The organism is Borborobacter arsenicus (assembly GCF_003934165.1).
Classification (GTDB): domain Bacteria; phylum Pseudomonadota; class Alphaproteobacteria; order Rhizobiales; family Rhizobiaceae; genus Pseudaminobacter; species Pseudaminobacter arsenicus.
The window spans coordinates 125554-141414 of record NZ_RKST01000015.1; the positions used below are offsets into that span (position 1 = coordinate 125554).

At 63.0% G+C, this 15861-nt stretch carries 13 protein-coding genes; 8 read left to right on the forward strand and 5 right to left on the reverse strand.

The window, feature by feature from the left end:
- Positions 1–10 precede the first annotated feature (10 nt).
- A complete protein-coding gene (locus EET67_RS17400; RefSeq protein ID WP_128627472.1) occupies positions 11–460 on the forward strand; it encodes a GatB/YqeY domain-containing protein in 450 nt (149 codons plus the stop codon).
- Between the two features lie 45 nt (positions 461–505).
- On the opposite strand, the gene EET67_RS17405 is transcribed toward EET67_RS17400, so the two are convergent.
- The gene (locus tag EET67_RS17405; protein WP_128627473.1) at positions 506–1711 is read right to left on the reverse strand and encodes a ZIP family metal transporter; all 1206 of its coding nucleotides are present in this window, start codon (positions 1709–1711) and stop codon (positions 506–508) included.
- A complete protein-coding gene (locus EET67_RS17410; RefSeq protein ID WP_128627474.1) occupies positions 1708–2826 on the reverse strand; it encodes a multicopper oxidase domain-containing protein in 1119 nt (372 codons plus the stop codon). Before EET67_RS17410 ends, EET67_RS17405 begins: the two co-directional genes overlap by 4 nt.
- 412 nt (positions 2827–3238) lie before the next feature.
- Here EET67_RS17410 and EET67_RS17415 point away from each other — a divergent pair, with 412 nt between their 5' ends.
- Complete coding sequence (locus tag EET67_RS17415; protein WP_128627509.1) at positions 3239–4213, forward strand: MBL fold metallo-hydrolase; 975 nt, start codon at positions 3239–3241, stop codon at positions 4211–4213.
- Positions 4214–4220: 7 nt separating this feature from the next.
- Here EET67_RS17415 and EET67_RS17420 read toward each other — a convergent pair whose 3' ends face one another.
- Positions 4221–5885: a Na/Pi cotransporter family protein gene (locus tag EET67_RS17420; protein ID WP_128627475.1), complete on the reverse strand. Its 1665-nt coding sequence runs from the start codon at positions 5883–5885 to the stop codon at positions 4221–4223.
- Between the two features lie 477 nt (positions 5886–6362).
- Between EET67_RS17420 and dnaG the strand changes: the two genes are divergently transcribed.
- The 4 genes from dnaG (at position 6363) to EET67_RS17440 (ending at position 12007) form a co-directional block, all read left to right on the forward strand.
- Complete coding sequence (gene dnaG, locus EET67_RS17425; protein ID WP_128627476.1) at positions 6363–8300, forward strand: DNA primase; 1938 nt, start codon at positions 6363–6365, stop codon at positions 8298–8300.
- A 339-nt stretch (positions 8301–8639) separates the two neighbouring features.
- Complete coding sequence (gene rpoD, locus EET67_RS17430; protein ID WP_128627477.1) at positions 8640–10673, forward strand: RNA polymerase sigma factor RpoD; 2034 nt, start codon at positions 8640–8642, stop codon at positions 10671–10673.
- Between the two features lie 529 nt (positions 10674–11202).
- Complete coding sequence (locus EET67_RS17435; protein WP_128627478.1) at positions 11203–11496, forward strand: GYD domain-containing protein; 294 nt, start codon at positions 11203–11205, stop codon at positions 11494–11496.
- Between the two features lie 220 nt (positions 11497–11716).
- On the forward strand, positions 11717–12007 hold the full coding sequence (locus tag EET67_RS17440) for an HlyU family transcriptional regulator (protein WP_128627479.1): 291 nt from the start codon (positions 11717–11719) through the stop codon (positions 12005–12007).
- A 6-nt stretch (positions 12008–12013) separates the two neighbouring features.
- On the opposite strand, the gene EET67_RS17445 is transcribed toward EET67_RS17440, so the two are convergent.
- Positions 12014–12607 carry a TetR/AcrR family transcriptional regulator gene (locus EET67_RS17445; RefSeq protein ID WP_128627480.1) on the reverse strand — a complete coding sequence of 198 codons (594 nt, stop codon included), beginning with the start codon at positions 12605–12607 and terminating at the stop codon, positions 12014–12016.
- A gap of 69 nt (positions 12608–12676) precedes the next feature.
- On the opposite strand from EET67_RS17445, the gene EET67_RS17450 reads away from it, so the two are divergent.
- Both EET67_RS17450 and EET67_RS17455 read left to right on the forward strand, forming a co-directional pair.
- Complete coding sequence (locus tag EET67_RS17450) at positions 12677–13105, forward strand: VOC family protein (RefSeq protein ID WP_128627481.1); 429 nt, start codon at positions 12677–12679, stop codon at positions 13103–13105.
- A 91-nt stretch (positions 13106–13196) separates the two neighbouring features.
- The gene (locus EET67_RS17455) at positions 13197–14066 is read left to right on the forward strand and encodes an SDR family oxidoreductase (protein WP_128627482.1); all 870 of its coding nucleotides are present in this window, start codon (positions 13197–13199) and stop codon (positions 14064–14066) included.
- A 249-nt stretch (positions 14067–14315) separates the two neighbouring features.
- Here the strand turns inward: EET67_RS17455 and EET67_RS17460 are convergent, their stop codons facing one another.
- A complete protein-coding gene (locus EET67_RS17460) occupies positions 14316–15725 on the reverse strand; it encodes an APC family permease (protein ID WP_128627483.1) in 1410 nt (469 codons plus the stop codon).
- Positions 15726–15861 lie beyond the last annotated feature (136 nt).

Here is a 15861-nt window from a genome sequence, read left to right on the forward strand (position 1 = left end):
AGTATTCGCCATGCGCGATATGATCGCCCAGGCCCTGAAGGATTCGCTCAAGGCGCATGACAAGCGCAGAACCGGAACGCTGCGGTTGATCAATGCCGCCATCCAGGATCGCGACATCGCCAATCGCGGCGCCGGCAAGGATCCGGTGGGCGATGAGGACATCATGCTGATTCTGGCCAAGATGGTGAAGCAGCGCGAGGAATCGGCCAAGGCCTTCGACGACGGGCGCCGGCCCGAGCTTGCGGCAATCGAGCGGGCGGAAATCGAGGTCATCCGCGAATTCATGCCCAAGCAGCTTTGCGAAGAAGACGTCAAGCAGGCGTGCAAGCGCGTGGTCGACGAGGTCGGCGCTGAGGGCCTGCGCGACATGGGCCGCTGCATGAGCGCGCTCAAGGACAAATATGCCGGCCAGATGGATTTTTCCAAGGCAAGCGGCATCGTCAAGACGCTGTTGCAGTAGTGTAAGACGGCTCTAGGTGCCGGCGCGCTTTCGTGCCGGCGCCGATCAGAGCTTCACCAGCATCGCCGTGATATACATGAGGGCCGAGCCGCCGACCAGGCCGGCAATGGTGGCGGGCGAGGTCAGTGCGATGCTCCCCCTTCCGTCCGATCTCATGAGATAGGCCGTGACTTCGACGATGACCTGCGCGATTGCTCCGGCGCCGATGGCGAGAGCGAGCGCCGACCATTGCGGCGCGTAGGCGAGGCTGCCCAGCCACAGGCCGATCACTGCCGGACCCCCCGCAAGCAGCGCAAGCGCGGCGAATATCCAGATGGGAGGCCGTTTCTTCAGCAGCGGCGCGGATATGCCGATGCCCTCGGTGATGTTGTGCAGCATGAAGCCCAGGACCAGGAAGCTTCCCAATCCGGCCGCGCCGGCAGCAAAGGCCGCGCCGATGGCAAGCCCTTCGCCAAGGTTGTGAAGGCCGATGCCGAGCGCAATGAAACTGGCGAGCGCCAGCCCGGTTGGCGCGCCATCGCGACGGCCGGCAGCCATCAGGAGCAGGAAAGCGGCGGCGGCGGCAAGCACGACCATTGCCTGCCCCTGAAACAGCGCCGCGGCTTCGCCGGCAAGTTCGAAGGCTTCGGCCGTTGCATCCACAGCCAGGAATGCCAGCAGGCCGACGGTCAAGGCGAGGAGGAAATTCATGCCGTTGCGGCCGACGCCGCGCAAGGCGGGATAAAACATCATGCCGATGACGACAGGCACGAGCCCGACGAACAGCCCCAGCATCGCCTGCGAGACAAGGCTTGTCGCATCCCGCGTCGGGGTGGGGACAGCAACGGCGATCTCGTGGGCGAATGTGGCGCCGGTATTGGTGACGACATTGATCGCGTGAGCCTCTCCGAGCGTCCAGGGGTAGGGTATATGCAGCCATGCCGTGGCGCCGCGGTCGAGCGGTCCGGCAGGCTCCTGAGTGAACTGCCAATAGGCATCGTCCACCTGGACCTGGGCGATGCTCATGGGCTGCGAGCCGCCCGCACGCACCAGAACACGGATGCCATCCGACGACAGGATCGTGCGCTCGAAGGTCAGGCTCTCGACCGGCGGTGCGCCGTTGCTGAAATTTTTCAGCGGGTCGGCGGTGATGAGCCAGGCAATCGCCAGACCGAGGGCGGCCAATGGCAGAAGAAGCCATAGCAGTGGCAAGCGTCTTTGGGCGAGGGCGGGGGTGGGATCGGCGGCCGGTGCGCGGGGAGCCTCGCTCATGCGACGGTCTCCACGACATTAAACATGCCGACCCAGCCGAGCTCGGTGAACTCGGACTGGTGCGGATGGAACATGTAGAGTCCCGGCTCGTGCTCGCCATAGGTGAATTCGAGAATGCCGCGCTGCGCCTGGACCTGGGTGATGAGGTCGACCGTCTTCAGCGTGGGGGTGAGGGTCGTCCCCTGCTCGAAATAGTCGAAGAAATTGCCGTGCAGATGAAATGAGTTGATCGGATCGAACTCGATGACATTGGCAAGATAAATCCGCACCGGGCGGTCGCGGGCGATGGTGATGGGGCGTTTCATATAGGCGTGGGCGATCGTGTTGACCGCATAGACTTCGTTCTCATTGTCGAAATTGGTGTCGAAGGCATTCATCACCATGGCGAATTCCTGCCACTGCACATTCTCGGGTGTGCCGAGCAGGCGGGAGCGGGCGATCTCTTCATGTTCCGGGTGAAGGGCGGGGTCGGGATCGATGACGAAAAGACCGTACATGCCCTTGTGGATGTGGCGTTTGAGCGGCAGGGCATGGCAATGATAGAGATGGCAGCCGAACGGCCGCGCGTCGAACTCATAGACGAATTCATCGCCTGGATCGATCAGCCCGGCACCCGGAACGCCGTCCATGCGGGCGGAGTGGATGCCGTGGAAATGCATGGAATGCGGATGCGATCCGAGATTCCTGAAGACGATGCGCAACCGCTCGCCCTCGGTCGCGCGCAGTGCCGGACCCGGCACACGGCCATTATAGGTCCAGGCCGGAAACATCACTCCAGGGGCGATCTCAATCTCCCTGTCGACCGCCTCCACCTCGAAAGTGCGCAGCTTGCGGCCATCGGATAGAGTGGAGACCGTGCCCGTCTCCCAATCCGTCAACAGCTTAGCAGGATCGAATCCATTGCGCTCGTCATCGACCTCGCCAACGGTGGTCATCGCGCCATGGCCGGAGCTATGATCGGAAGGAATAGCGGGACTGACGGCCGCAGCCTCTCCATGCCCGGAATGGCTTGACTGCGCCAGCGAGGAGCCGCCGGCCAGCATCACGCTTCCGCCTGCAGCCGACAATCCTCCCCAGAGCAGGCCGCGCCTGCTGACCCGTTCGCGGAACCACATTTCAATCTCGCTTCAGCGATGCAAATGAGAATGATTTGCAATAGCATCAAATCGGTATTCCTGCAATCGGAATGTGAGTAAGCCTGCTTGCAGAGCCCAAGGTCCGGACGTCTCAATCCGGTCGAAATGGTGCCTGAAACGGCTTCGAACTGCGGCGTCGAAGCCGTGGGCCGATGGGGCGCATGGACCTGTGGGTTTCTCCCGGCATTTCATCACCCGGTTCAGGCGCCATTTCCCCATTTTTCGGTCCGATGCTCCATCTTCGGCATATCTGGCGAGAGACGCGATGCGTCCGGGTTCATATGAAGGCTGGAGGTTTCGCTGATCGCCAGCTTATTCACGTCGTGCTAATATAAGCGTTTCAAAACCTGATCGACGGGGTTTCGGGCGGTCCAGCAGCAAGGGGGTTCCCATGCTTGTCCTAGATCGACGCAATCTGCTGCAGATGACGGCCGCTGGCGCGGTGCTTGCGGCCGGCGGCGCAAGGCCGCATGAAGCCGCGGCGAAAGCCGCTGCTTCGAACGACGCGCCCGGCTTCTATCGCTTTCAGCTCGGCGAGTTCCGCATCACCGCACTTTGTGACGGCGTGTTTGCGCTGCCCACCGACAGCATCGCCACGAATGTCGAGAAAGCGGAGAGGACGGCCTATTTTGAGGCGCACTATATTCCAGCCGACATGTTCCAACTCCAGCTCAACCCGCTGGTGATCGACACCGGGCAGAAGCGCCTACTGGTCGATACCGGCATTGGCGCGGGCAAGGACTGGGCGACCAATGCCGGGCGCCTGGCCGGATCGCTGGAGGGGGCGGGCATTGCGCCCGACACGATCGATACGGTCGTGCTCACCCATTGCCATCCCGATCACATTGGCGGGCTCGATGCCGATCCGGTCAAACAGTTTGCGAATGCCGAGCTGGTCCTTTCCGAAGTCGAACTCGATGTCTGGAACGCGCCGGATGCGGCATCGAAGCTGCCGAAATGGGCGGTGGAGAATGTGCCGGGAATACAGAAGGCCTTTGCCGCGCTTGGCGACCGGGTTCGCCCGATCAAGAGCGGGGCCGACGTCGTGACGGGCGTGACCAGCGTCGATACGGCAGGGCACACGCCGGGCCACATCTCGCTGCTGATAGGGTCGGGCAAGGAGCAATTGCTGCTGACGGGCGACGCCATTCCCAGCATCCACATCTCATTCGACCAGCCGGAATGGCAGATCATCTGGGATCATGATCGCGAGAAGGCCGCAAAGACGCGCCGCGCCCTGCTCGATCGTGCCGCCACCGAGCGGCTGCTGGTTGCCGGATATCACTATCCATTTCCTGGGGTGGGCCATGTGGTGAAGGAGGGCATGGGCTTCCGCTGGCTGCCAGCCGACTGGATATGGAGCTAGGGTGAGTTCACAGGGCCTTGAGGCGTGAATCGCTTAGCAGGCCCTGTTCCTCCAGCACCGGATAGACCATCGAGGCCAGAAGTGAGTTGATCTGCTTCAGGTCGCGGATGGTATCGAGGTGGATGGAGCTGGTCTCGACGCTCTTGGCGCTGCCTTCGCGCAGCCGCAGGAAATGGCTGTGGCTGGCCTCCTTTTCGAAATCGCGCAGGCGGTCCTTTTCCTGCACGAGCTGGCGGGCGGTGCGCGCATCGCGCGAGATCAGCACATTGAAGGCAAGCCGGGCATTGGCCAGTACCGATGCGTGGAAGCTGCTCAATTCGTGCCAGCCTTCTTCGGTGAACTGGAGATGGCCCGCGAGCTTCTTTTGCACATGGATGAGCATGTTGCGCACGATGATGTCGCCTACCTGTTCCAGCTTGACGCAGGCGCCGATCAGTTCCTGGCAGCGCAGCGCCTCGTCCTCGGTCATCTGGCGGATGGTGGCCTTGGCGAGATAGATCTTTATGGCCGCGTGCTTGCGGTCGACCCGGTCGTCAAGGGCTGCCAGCGCCTTGATGTCGGCCTCGTCGGCATGCTCGTAAAGCTCGATGATGCGCGTCAGCATCACCTCGACCGTCTCACAGACCCGCACCACCTCGCGCGTGGCATTGGCAAGCGCCAGGCTCGGCGTGTCGAGAGCGCTTTCGTCAAGCGCGCTGATCTCGATCGTCTCCAGCGCCTCCGGCGGCTGGGCAGGGGTGCCCCAGGCGACGATGGCCTGCGAGGCGCGGTAGACGAGTGCTGCAAGCGGGATGCCGGCAAGCAGGATGATGACGTTGAAGGCGATATGGGCGTTGATGATCTGGTCGGGCACGGTCGAGCCGAGGAACGCCACCGGCGGCTCGATTGACAGGAACAGCGTCAGGACCGCCAGCGAGCCGGCGCCGCGCATCAAGAGGTTGCCGACCGGCACCACGCGCACGCCGGGCGGCGAGGCGCGCGTCAGCAGCGGCGCGATGACCGAACTGCCGAGATTGACGCCCAGCACCATGACGATGCCGAGTTCCGGCGGGATGAGACCGCGCCCGGCCAGCGCCACCAGAAGCAGGACGGCGGCGATTGAAGAATGGAACAGCCACGTCATCAGGGCAGCGAGCAGATAGGCGGTGATCGGATCGCCGGAGAAATAATCGACGATGACCGGCAGCAATTTGCTGTCGCGCAGCGGCTCGGAGGCCTGGCCGATCATTTCCAGCGACAGCACCAGAAGCCCGATGCCGACGAGGATGCGGCCGAACTGACGCCAGCTGCGCCGCTCGGTCGCCAGGAATACGGTCGTGCCGGCGGCAAGGCAGATCGGCACCAGAAGCGTCAGGTTGAAGGAGAGGATCTTGACCACCAGCGCCGAGCCGATCTCGGCGCCGCGCACGGCAAGCTGGCCTGCCATGCCGCCGACGATGCCGGACCCGGCAAAGGAGCCGACCAGCAGGGTGACGGCGGTGGAACTCTGCAGGGCAATGGCAAGTGCCGTGCCGGTGATGACGGCCATGAAGGGGTTTTTCATGGTGGCGCGCAGTCTGTGGCGTAGCACGTCGCCATAGGCGCGCTCGACGCCGGTGCGCACCATGCGCGTGGCATAGAGCATCAGCGCCACAGCGCCGGCCAGATGCAGCAGCACGACCGACCCGCTCATGGGCGCACACCTTCGTGGGCACGGCGGGCGGCCGTCAGGGCAGGGCGATGGGATATGGAATTCGACCCCCACTCCGATTTGCTTTGCAAACCACCTCTCCCCCTTTCCGGGGGAGAGGAAACGCAGCTTTGACGGCGGCGCCCGTCCCGCTTGAGTTCCTCTCCCCTTTTGAGGGGGAGAGGTGCCGAGCGAAGCGAGGCGGAGTGGGGGTGGGTCGTACCAAAGGCGATCGGGCTACCCACCGGGGAGCGGTGGGGCGGGAACGCCAGGTCACAAATCAGCGGTGTTTTCATATGGAAGTACATTAGCCGGATAATATTTTTCGTCCATCGGGCAGGGTGGTTCAGCGCCGACGCGACAGGTCGGAAAATGGCTTGGAAGCCCGGCAGGGGCCTGTGAACAGTGGGCATTGTCGTTGCAAGGGAGTCGTATCTTTTGACGGTGGCGCTTATATGGGACTGAAAGTGAGCCGGTTCCATGCGCTTCCCACCCGCCTTCCTCGATGAGATACGCGACCGCGTGCCGATTTCGGCCGTGATCGGCCAGCGTGTCTCGTGGGACCGCAAGAAGACCAATACCGCGCGCGGCGATTTCTGGGCCTGCTGTCCGTTCCATGGCGAGAAGTCGCCGAGCTTCCATTGCGAGGACAGGAAGGGCCGCTACCATTGCTTCGGCTGCGGCGTTTCGGGCGATCATTTCAAGTTCCTGACCGATCTCGACGGCCTGAGTTTCCCCGAGGCGGTCGAACGGCTGGCCGACATGGCCGGTGTGCCGATGCCGGTGCGCGACGCACAGGAGGAGCGGCGCGAGCGCGAACGCGCCTCGCTGCATGACGTCATGGAGATGGCGGCAAGCTTCTTCGAGCAGCAATTGCACAGCGCGGCAGGCGCGAAGGCACGCGCCTATCTGCGCGACCGCGGCCTGATGGCGGCAACGCAACAGCGGTTCCGCATCGGCTATGCGCCCGACAGCCGCAATGCGCTGAAGGAATATCTGGCCGGCAAGGGCGTGGACGTCGCCCAGATGGATGCCTGCGGGCTGATCTATTCAGGCGACGACATCCCGGTTTCCTATGACCGCTTCCGCGATCGCATCATGTTCCCGATCGGCGACCGGAGCGAAAAGATCATCGCCTTTGGCGGCCGGGCCATGTCGCCGGAAGTGGCGGCCAAATATCTGAACTCGCCCGACACCGAACTCTTCCACAAGGGCAATGTGCTCTACAATTTCGCTCGCGCCCGCAAGGGCATGGGCCGCGACGGCACGGTGATTGCGGTCGAAGGCTATATGGACGTGATCGCGCTGGCGCAGGCCGGATTCGACAATGCCGTGGCCCCGCTCGGCACCGCGCTCACCGAAAACCAGCTCGAGCTTTTGTGGCGCATGACCGGCGAGCCGGTGCTGTGTTTCGACGGCGACCAGGCGGGAATGCGGGCGGCGTGGCGCGCCGCCGACATGGTGCTGCCGCTGGTGCAGGCCGGCCGCACGGCGCGCTTTGCGCTTTTGCCGGAAGGCAAGGACCCGGACGATCTGGTCAAGGCGGAAGGGCCAGAGGCGTTCAAGGAGGTGCTGTCGGAGGCCCGGCCGCTCGCCGACCTTTTGTGGATGCGCGAGACGTCGAACGGCGTTTTCGACACGCCCGAGCGCAGGGCCGAGCTTGAAAAGACGCTGCGCGAGCTTACCCAGCGCATCAAGGACGAGAGCGTGCGCTACCACTATGCGCAGGAAATGCGCGATCGGGTGATCGGCTTTTTCGGCGCCGCGCGCGGGCGTGGCCAAAGGCCGGGGACAGGCGATGGCCGGCCGGACCAGCGCTTCGGCGGCGGCCAGCGCGGCAGGCCGGGTGCGGCGGTGAGCCGCTTTGCGGTGTCGGAGAGCCTGGCGCGTTCGGCGATGGTCAAGCGTGCCGGTGGCGTGATGCCGCTGCGCGAAACCGCCATGCTGGTGGCGCTGGTCAACCATCCAAGGCTGATCGACGAGAATTTCGAGCAGGTGGAAAAGCTCGACCTGTCGGACCCGGATCTGCGCCATCTGCACAGGGTGGTGATCGATGCGCTGGCCCATGATGCCGCCGATGAACGCGCCTCCGTCATCGCCATGATCGAGCAGGCCGGCCTTGGCGAGGCCTGGGCACGGGCGGTGGCGCTGGTGAGGAAGGCGCGGCTGTGGCCGGCGCTGGAGGCTGCGGCGCTGGAAGACGCCCGCGACGCCTTTGCCCAGGCGCTGCACTTGCACCGCAGCGCGCGCACGCTACATAAGGAGCTGAAAGTGGCCGAGACGGCACTGGCGACCGACCCGACCGATGAGAATTACCGCCATCTGGTGGAAATACAGGCGCAATTTCGCGACGTGCAGGCGACCGAGGCGCTTATCGAAGGCTTCGGGATATCGTCGGGGCGAGCGGATCGGATGTAATGGCAACCGCGCTTGCCGCGGCTGTGGAGGCAGTGAATGCGTCAATTGATTCGCTTTTTTAAGGCGAATCATGCGACAGCCGCTTGACCTTCCGTCAGAATGGCGGAATCAGGACGATTCGAAAAGTTAACCTGCGGCAGGTCCGCACCCAAAAAAATGACGGTATGGGAGATTGGTCTGGACGATGCGGTCGATCCGCCCCAGATATCAGGGTTAATCCGGACTTAAGACGCACGCTGCTACCGGGTCGGGGAAATCGCGGTTCAGCGTGAAAGTTGTATTGCCCGGTTATCGGAGTCGTCGAGGCTTCGCAACCGGCTGCGTGGAGAAAGCGAAAGAATGGCGACAAAGGAAAAGGAAGAGGTCGAGACCGAACGCGAGGGCGCAACCGATGGGCCTTTGCTCGACCTTTCCGACGATGCTGTCAAGAAGATGATCAAGGCCGCCAAGAAGCGCGGCTATGTGACGATGGACGAGCTGAATTCGGTGCTGCCTTCGGAGGAAGTGACCTCCGAGCAGATCGAGGACACGATGGCCATGCTTTCCGATATGGGCATCAATGTCGTCGAGGATGACGAGGTCAGCGACGATAATGACGGCGAAGGCAACTCGGGCGATTCGGAAGACGACGCCAACGAACTGGCCGAGCAGACCGGCACGGCCGTTGCCGCCACGCCTGCCAAGAAGGAGCCGACCGACCGCACGGACGACCCGGTGCGCATGTATCTGCGCGAGATGGGTTCGGTCGAGCTTCTGTCGCGCGAGGGCGAAATCGCCATCGCCAAACGCATCGAGGCAGGCCGCGAGACCATGATCGCGGGCCTGTGCGAAAGCCCGCTGACCTTCCAGGCCATCATCATCTGGCGCGACGAGCTCAACGAAGCCAAGATCCTGCTGCGCGAGATCATCGACCTTGAAGCCACCTATGCCGGCCCCGAGGCCAAGCAGGTGCCTTCGGTGGAGCGCCAGGAAGAGCTGGAGCGGCCCAAGACGCCCGAATACAGCCAGCAGCAGCGCCGCGCCTCGCGCGACGATGACGACATCACCAATGTCGGCGGCGAAACCCGCGGCGAGGAGGAAGAGGACGACGAGGACGAGGCCAACCTGTCGCTGGCGGCCATGGAAGCCGAGCTGCGCCCGCAGGTCATGGAAACGCTCGACCTGATCGCCGACACCTACAAGAAGCTGCGCAAGCTGCAGGACCAGCAGGTGGAAAACCGCCTGGCGGCGACCGGCACGCTGTCGCCGAGCCAGGACCGCCGGCTGAAGGAGCTGAAGGACGAACTCATCACTGCGGTGAAGTCGCTGTCGCTCAACAATGCCCGCATCGAGGCGCTGGTCGAGCAGCTTTACGACATCAACAAGCGGCTGGTGCAGAACGAAGGCAAGCTGCTGCGGCTGGCCGAAAGCTATGGCGTGCGCCGTGACGAGTTCCTGAAGGAATACCAGGGCTCGGAACTCAGCCCGAACTGGGTGGCCAAGGTCGCCACCCTGACCACGCGCGGCTGGAAGGAATTTTCCGCCCGCGAGCAGGATACGATCCAGGACATCCGCGCCGAAATCCAGAACCTCGCCACCGAGACGGCGATCTCGATTTCCGAATTCCGCAAGATCGTCAATCAGGTCCAGAAGGGCGAGCGCGAAGCCGCAATCGCCAAGAAGGAGATGGTGGAAGCCAATCTGCGGCTGGTGATCTCTATCGCCAAGAAATACACCAATCGCGGCCTGCAGTTCCTCGACCTCATCCAGGAAGGCAATATCGGCCTGATGAAGGCGGTGGACAAGTTCGAGTATCGTCGCGGCTACAAGTTCTCCACCTATGCGACATGGTGGATCCGTCAGGCGATCACCCGTTCGATCGCCGACCAGGCGCGCACCATCCGCATTCCGGTGCACATGATCGAGACGATCAACAAGATCGTGCGCACCTCGCGCCAGATGCTGCACGAAATCGGCCGCGAGCCGACGCCGGAGGAACTGGCCGAAAAGCTCGCCATGCCGCTGGAAAAAGTGCGCAAGGTGCTGAAGATCGCCAAGGAGCCAATCAGCCTCGAAACGCCGGTGGGCGACGAGGAGGACAGCCACCTCGGCGATTTCATCGAGGACAAGATGGCGATCCTGCCGATCGATGCGGCGATCCAGGCCAATCTGCGCGAGACGACGACGCGGGTGCTGGCCTCGCTCACCCCGCGCGAGGAACGCGTGCTGCGCATGCGCTTCGGCATCGGCATGAACACCGACCACACGCTGGAAGAAGTCGGCCAGCAGTTCTCGGTGACACGCGAGCGCATCCGCCAGATCGAGGCCAAGGCACTGCGCAAGCTCAAGCATCCGAGCCGGAGCAGGAAGCTCAGGAGCTTCCTCGACAGCTAGGGGGAGGTTCCGGTTGAGGAAATTGCCCCTCAACCCCCTGCCGGACATCTCTCCACTTGTGGAATTCGACCCCCACTCCGCCTCGCTTCGCTCGGCACCTCTCCCCCGCTCGACGGGGGAGAGGAATGCCGTCCGCAAGGCTGGCACCCTTCCTCTCCCCTTTTGAGGGGGAGAGGTGCCGAGCGAAGCGAGGCAGAGTGGGGGTTGGTCGTGCCATATCCGATTGCCTTGCCCCTCAAGGGGGATCAGCCTTCATAGCCCCTCCCGCGTCATTCTGAATCGCTTATCGCCGTCCGACTCTATCATCGTCGTTTGAGTGGAGGCCTGATCGCAGCGTAATCTCCCCCCTTGAGGGGGAGATGTCCGGCAGGACAGAGAGGGGTGGGACGGAGCGCATTGCTCTGGAATAAATTCTGGCGTTTGCCCGGCATCGGGATCATACTTACGGGCCAGGGCGAGGGGAGGATGATTACGGCGCCGGCACCACGGCCCATCCCCGCGCGTCACGGCACCGCAAGGGAGGTGTATCGTGACCACTTACATCATGCTTCTCAACTGGACCGACCAGGGCGTGAAGAATGTGCGGGAATCGCCGCGCCGGCTCGATGCCGCCAGAAAACAGCTTGCCGATATGGGCGGCACCTTCAAGGAATTCTACCTCACCATGGGCGAATACGACATGGTGGCGGTGTGCGAGGCGCCCGACGATGCCGTGGCGGCGCGCTTTGCGCTGCAGATCGGCAGCGCCGGCAATGTGCGCTCGCGCACCCTGAAGGCGTTCCCCGAGGGAGCCTATCGCGAAATCATCACTTCGCTCGGCTGACAGTTCGGAGCCAAGTCGCCGCGCGCCATGTGGAAGCGCCGGACGCCTTCGGGCAGCGGGCCGAAAGGGAAAAGGCTCCGTGCCCGGGAGAAGGAAACCCTGTCTCCCGGGCATGCGGCGCGGTCGGGCGAGTTATCAAACGGTGCCCATGGCTGAATGATACTCGACCTGCCAGGGGGAACGGGCTACGGTTTTCGTCACGATCACGAGCGAGGTTTGCATGTCCTTTCTGAAGCGTCTTTTTGGTGGTGGCGCGAGTGATGCCGGCAAGGCAGAGGATGCCGCCGGCAAGGAAATCGAGCACAATGGTTTCCTGATCCGCGCCACGCCGTTCAAGGAAGGCGGCCAATTCCAGACCTGCGGCGTGGTTTCCAAGGAAATCGACGGCGTGCTCAAGGAGCACCGCTTCATCCGTGCCGACCGCTTCGCCGCCTTCGACGATGCCGTCGACGTTTCGCTCAAGAAGGGCCGGCAACTGGTGGATGAGCAGGGCGAACGGATTTTCAGCTAGGTCTTATTATTCGACAACCAGTCCGTCGATGAGGGTGGCCAGAACCGCGGCGTGATCCTGCGAGGAAGCGCCGGCCTCGATGGCGAGCGCGGCGCGGTCGAAGGCGGCCGATAGCAGCGCAGTCAGCGCATCGAGCGGCAGTTCGCGCAGCGCCCCTTCGCGCATTGCGATGGCCAGCCCCTCGCGCAGCGTGCGGGCGCCGTGCCTGGCGTCGATCGCATCCATTTCAGAACGGCCGAGCACGGCCGGACCGTCGAGCAGCAAGAGCCGGGTGCGGCCGGGAACGGCCATTGCAGCAAGGAAAGCTTCGCCGCCCTTGATCAGCGCCTCTTTTGCGCTGAGCATCGGCGGTGCATTGCGTTCGATTTCTTCGGCGACGACGGCTGCTTCCTGTTCGACCACGGCGCGAAACAGGTCCTGCTTGTCGGCGAAGTGGTGATATAGCGCCCCGCGCGTCACGCCGGCCGCCGACACGATGTCCGGCGTTGCCGTCTCGGCATAGGATTTCTCGGTGAACAGAAGACGCGCGGCGCTCATCAGCGCTGCGCGCGTGGTTTGGGTGCGCTCGCGGTTGGAGCGAGGCCTGGTTTTCTGTTGCATACATACAGCCTGTATGTTATTAGGTAAAAACATGCAGAATGTATGTCAAATCGGGAGCAGTGGAAAGCCATGAAAACGACGAGCTACTATCCGGTCGTCATGACCAAGGCCGTTGCCGGCACGGCGAATTTCTATGTCAGCCATCTGCGTTTCAAGCCGCTGTTTGAAAGCGATTGGTATGTGCATCTGCAATCGGGTGAGGACGAAAGCGTCAATCTCGGCATCGTGGATGCGGATCACGAGACGATACCAGAGGCTGCACGCGGCAAGGTCTCGCAAGGGCTGCTGATCAATTTCGAGGTCGAGGACCCGGATGCGGTGCATGGGCGCATCGTGGCGGCGGGGCTGCCGATCCTGCGCAGCCTGCGCGACGAGGCCTTTGGCCAGCGCCATTTCATCTTTGCCGATCCCAATGGGGTGCTGATCGACGTGATCAAGCCGATCGAACCCAGCGCCGAGTTCCTGGCGCAATATGCGCCCGAGGCGGTCGGGACGTGACGGGAAGGGAGGGCGGTCACTCCTGCCTCTGCGGCATCTTGCGCAAGTCCATGTGTACAGGCAAGGATCATGGATCAGCAAGGAGGCCGACATGTCGCTCAAGGGAAAGACGCTGTTCATCTCCGGCGGGTCGCGCGGGATCGGGCTCGCGATTGCGCTTAGGGCCGCGCGCGACGGCGCCAATGTGACGATCGCGGCAAAGACCGCCGAGCCGCACCCCAAGCTGCCCGGCACGATCTATACGGCAGCCGACGAGATCAGGCAGGCCGGCGGCAGGGCGCTGCCGGTGCTGTGCGATATCCGCGACGAAAGCCAAGTGGGGCAGGCGGTGGAAAAGACCGTCGAGGCGTTCGGCGGCATCGATATCTGCATCAACAATGCCAGCGCCATCCAGCTCACCGGCACGCTGGAAACCGACATGAAGCGCTATGACCTGATGCACCAGATCAACACGCGCGGCACGTTCCTGGTATCAAAAATGTGTATTCCGCATCTGAGGTTGGCGCAAAATCCTCATATTTTGAATCTGGCGCCGCCGCTCGACATGGAGGCCAAATGGTTCAAGGACCACGTCGCCTATACGATGGCCAAGTTCGGCATGTCGATGTGCACGCTGGGCATGAGCGCGGAGTTCAGGAAGGACGGCATTGCCGTCAATTCGCTATGGCCGCTGACGACGATCGACACGGCCGCCGTGCGCAATCTGCTCGGCGGCGAGGCTGTCGCCTCGATGAGCCGCTCGGCCGCGATCATGGCCGATGCCGCCCACGCGGTCCTGACGCGGCCTTCGCGCGAGGCGACCGGGAATTTCTATATCGACGAACTGGTGCTGCGCGAGGAAGGCGTGACGGATTTCTCCAGATATTCACTCGGCGGCAAGGGCACGCTGGCCGCCGATTTCTTCGTGCCGGAGGAGGTGTTTTCGCAGACCGACACGAAGGTGGTCGGGCTCGGTGGATAGATAGACCGGTTCAGCTTCAAGAAGAATCGCCCCTCATCCCCCTGCCGGGACAGGCCCTCGCTTGCGCTCCGGGCGTTCGTCACTCGAAAAGCCAAATCGTTGGCTTTTCGTCCGCTTCGCGGACCACTCCTCACCCCCGTGGCACGGGGAGAAGGAGGCTTGCCGCAACGCTGGTGCCCCCCTCTCCCTGCTTGCGGGGAGAGGGTAAGGGTGAGGGGCAAGTCTGCAACTCTTCGGGATCACGCTCTGTCAGTTGACCGGGCCAGAGCCGCCGATCTCTTCCATCGAAGGCTCGGTCGGCTTCACGCCGGTGGCGCGATTGACGATGACGGTCAGCACCCACAGCACGATGCCGATGGCGATGAGAACGCCGGCAACGGTGTATTGGAACGGATCACGCCCGGTCCACGGCCCGGCAAAGAAGGCACAGGCAAGCGCGCCGACGATCGGCAGGAAGGTCGGCGTGCGGAAATGCTCGTGGCCGACCTCGTCCCTGCGCAGCACCAGAACGGCGATGTTGACCACCGTGAAGACGCAGAGCAGCAGTAGCGCAGTGGTGCCGCCAAGTGCTGGCACCTCGCCGACGAAGGTGATGAGCGCAAAGGCCAGAAGCGTGGTGAAGCCGATGGCGATATAGGGCGTGCGGCGCGATGGATGCACGGCGCCGAGCGCTGCCGGCAGCACATGCTCGCGGCTCATGCCATAGACGAGGCGGCTTGCCATCAGCATGTTGATGAGCGCGCTGTTGGCGACTGCGAACATGGTGATGAAGCCGAAGATCCAGACCGGGAAATTGGGCGCGCCGGCCTGCACCACCTTGAGTAGTGGGGTCTCGCCTTCGCCCAGTTCCTCAGGCGAAACAAGCGTGATCGAGGAGATCGAGACCAGCACATAGATGGTGCCGGTGATGAACAGGCCTAGCAGCAGGATTTTTGGGAAAATGCGAGTCGGTTCCTTGGTTTCCTCGGCCATGTTCACGGAATCCTCGAACCCGACCATGGCAAAGAAGGCAAGCGTGGTGGCGGCGATGACACCCCACAGCGCGCCGCGATTTTCCGAACCGCCGAACTGGGTGATGCGCGAAACGTCGCCCTGGCCGGCGCCGATGGCCCACAGCCCGATGAAGATGATGATGAGCAGGCCGCTCAGTTCCACGCAGGTCAGCACGACATTGGCCTTCACGCTTTCGCCAACGCCGCGATAGTTGATGATGGCGACCAGCGCCATGAAGGCAAGGCCGATGACGGTGACGCCGATGCCGCTTTCCAGCCCAAGGTTGAAGGATTCAGAAAAATTGGCGGCAAAGGCGCGCGAGGTGATGCCCGAGCACATGACGGTGAAGGCGACGATGAAGGTGACGAAATGGATGCCGAAGGCCTTGTGCGTATAAAGGGCAGCACCGGCCGCGCGCGGATATTTCGTCACCAGTTCCAGATAGCTGAAGGCGGTGACGACGGCGACGGCAAACGCCACCAGAAAGGGCAGCCAGACCACGCCGCCGACCTGCTTGGCGACCTGGCCCGTCAGCGCATAGATGCCGGTGCCGAGAATATCGCCGACGATGAACAAAAGCAGCAGCCACGGACCCATGACGCGATGCAGGCTGGGCTCGAGCGTGGCGGTGTCTTTGGCCGGGCCGGGGGCGGGAACGTCCGTCATTTCGCATCTCCTCCGAAACGCCCCCGCAGGCTTCCTAAAGCGCGTTGCGATCCTTCGGATTCGCTTGGCGCGCTTTAGGTCTTTGTTTTGCGCATGTCTTTTCCCGAAACCGGTTCCCACTTTCGGGAGACAAGCT

Bases quoted from the DNA above. Each gene is read 5' to 3' on its own strand.
- EET67_RS17400 (WP_128627472.1), top strand. From the start codon at position 11: ATGCGCGATATGATCGCCCAGGCCCTGAAGGATTCGCTCAAGGCGCAT.
- EET67_RS17405 (WP_128627473.1), bottom strand. From the start codon at position 1,711: ATGAGCGAGGCTCCCCGCGCACCGGCCGCCGATCCCACCCCCGCCCTC.
- EET67_RS17410 (WP_128627474.1), bottom strand. From the start codon at position 2,826: ATGTGGTTCCGCGAACGGGTCAGCAGGCGCGGCCTGCTCTGGGGAGGA.
- EET67_RS17415 (WP_128627509.1), top strand. From the start codon at position 3,239: ATGCTTGTCCTAGATCGACGCAATCTGCTGCAGATGACGGCCGCTGGC.
- EET67_RS17420 (WP_128627475.1), bottom strand. From the start codon at position 5,885: ATGAGCGGGTCGGTCGTGCTGCTGCATCTGGCCGGCGCTGTGGCGCTG.
- dnaG (WP_128627476.1), top strand. From the start codon at position 6,363: ATGCGCTTCCCACCCGCCTTCCTCGATGAGATACGCGACCGCGTGCCG.
- rpoD (WP_128627477.1), top strand. From the start codon at position 8,640: ATGGCGACAAAGGAAAAGGAAGAGGTCGAGACCGAACGCGAGGGCGCA.
- EET67_RS17440 (WP_128627479.1), top strand. From the start codon at position 11,717: ATGTCCTTTCTGAAGCGTCTTTTTGGTGGTGGCGCGAGTGATGCCGGC.
- EET67_RS17445 (WP_128627480.1), bottom strand. From the start codon at position 12,607: ATGCAACAGAAAACCAGGCCTCGCTCCAACCGCGAGCGCACCCAAACC.
- EET67_RS17450 (WP_128627481.1), top strand. From the start codon at position 12,677: ATGAAAACGACGAGCTACTATCCGGTCGTCATGACCAAGGCCGTTGCC.
- EET67_RS17455 (WP_128627482.1), top strand. From the start codon at position 13,197: ATGTCGCTCAAGGGAAAGACGCTGTTCATCTCCGGCGGGTCGCGCGGG.
- EET67_RS17460 (WP_128627483.1), bottom strand. From the start codon at position 15,725: ATGACGGACGTTCCCGCCCCCGGCCCGGCCAAAGACACCGCCACGCTC.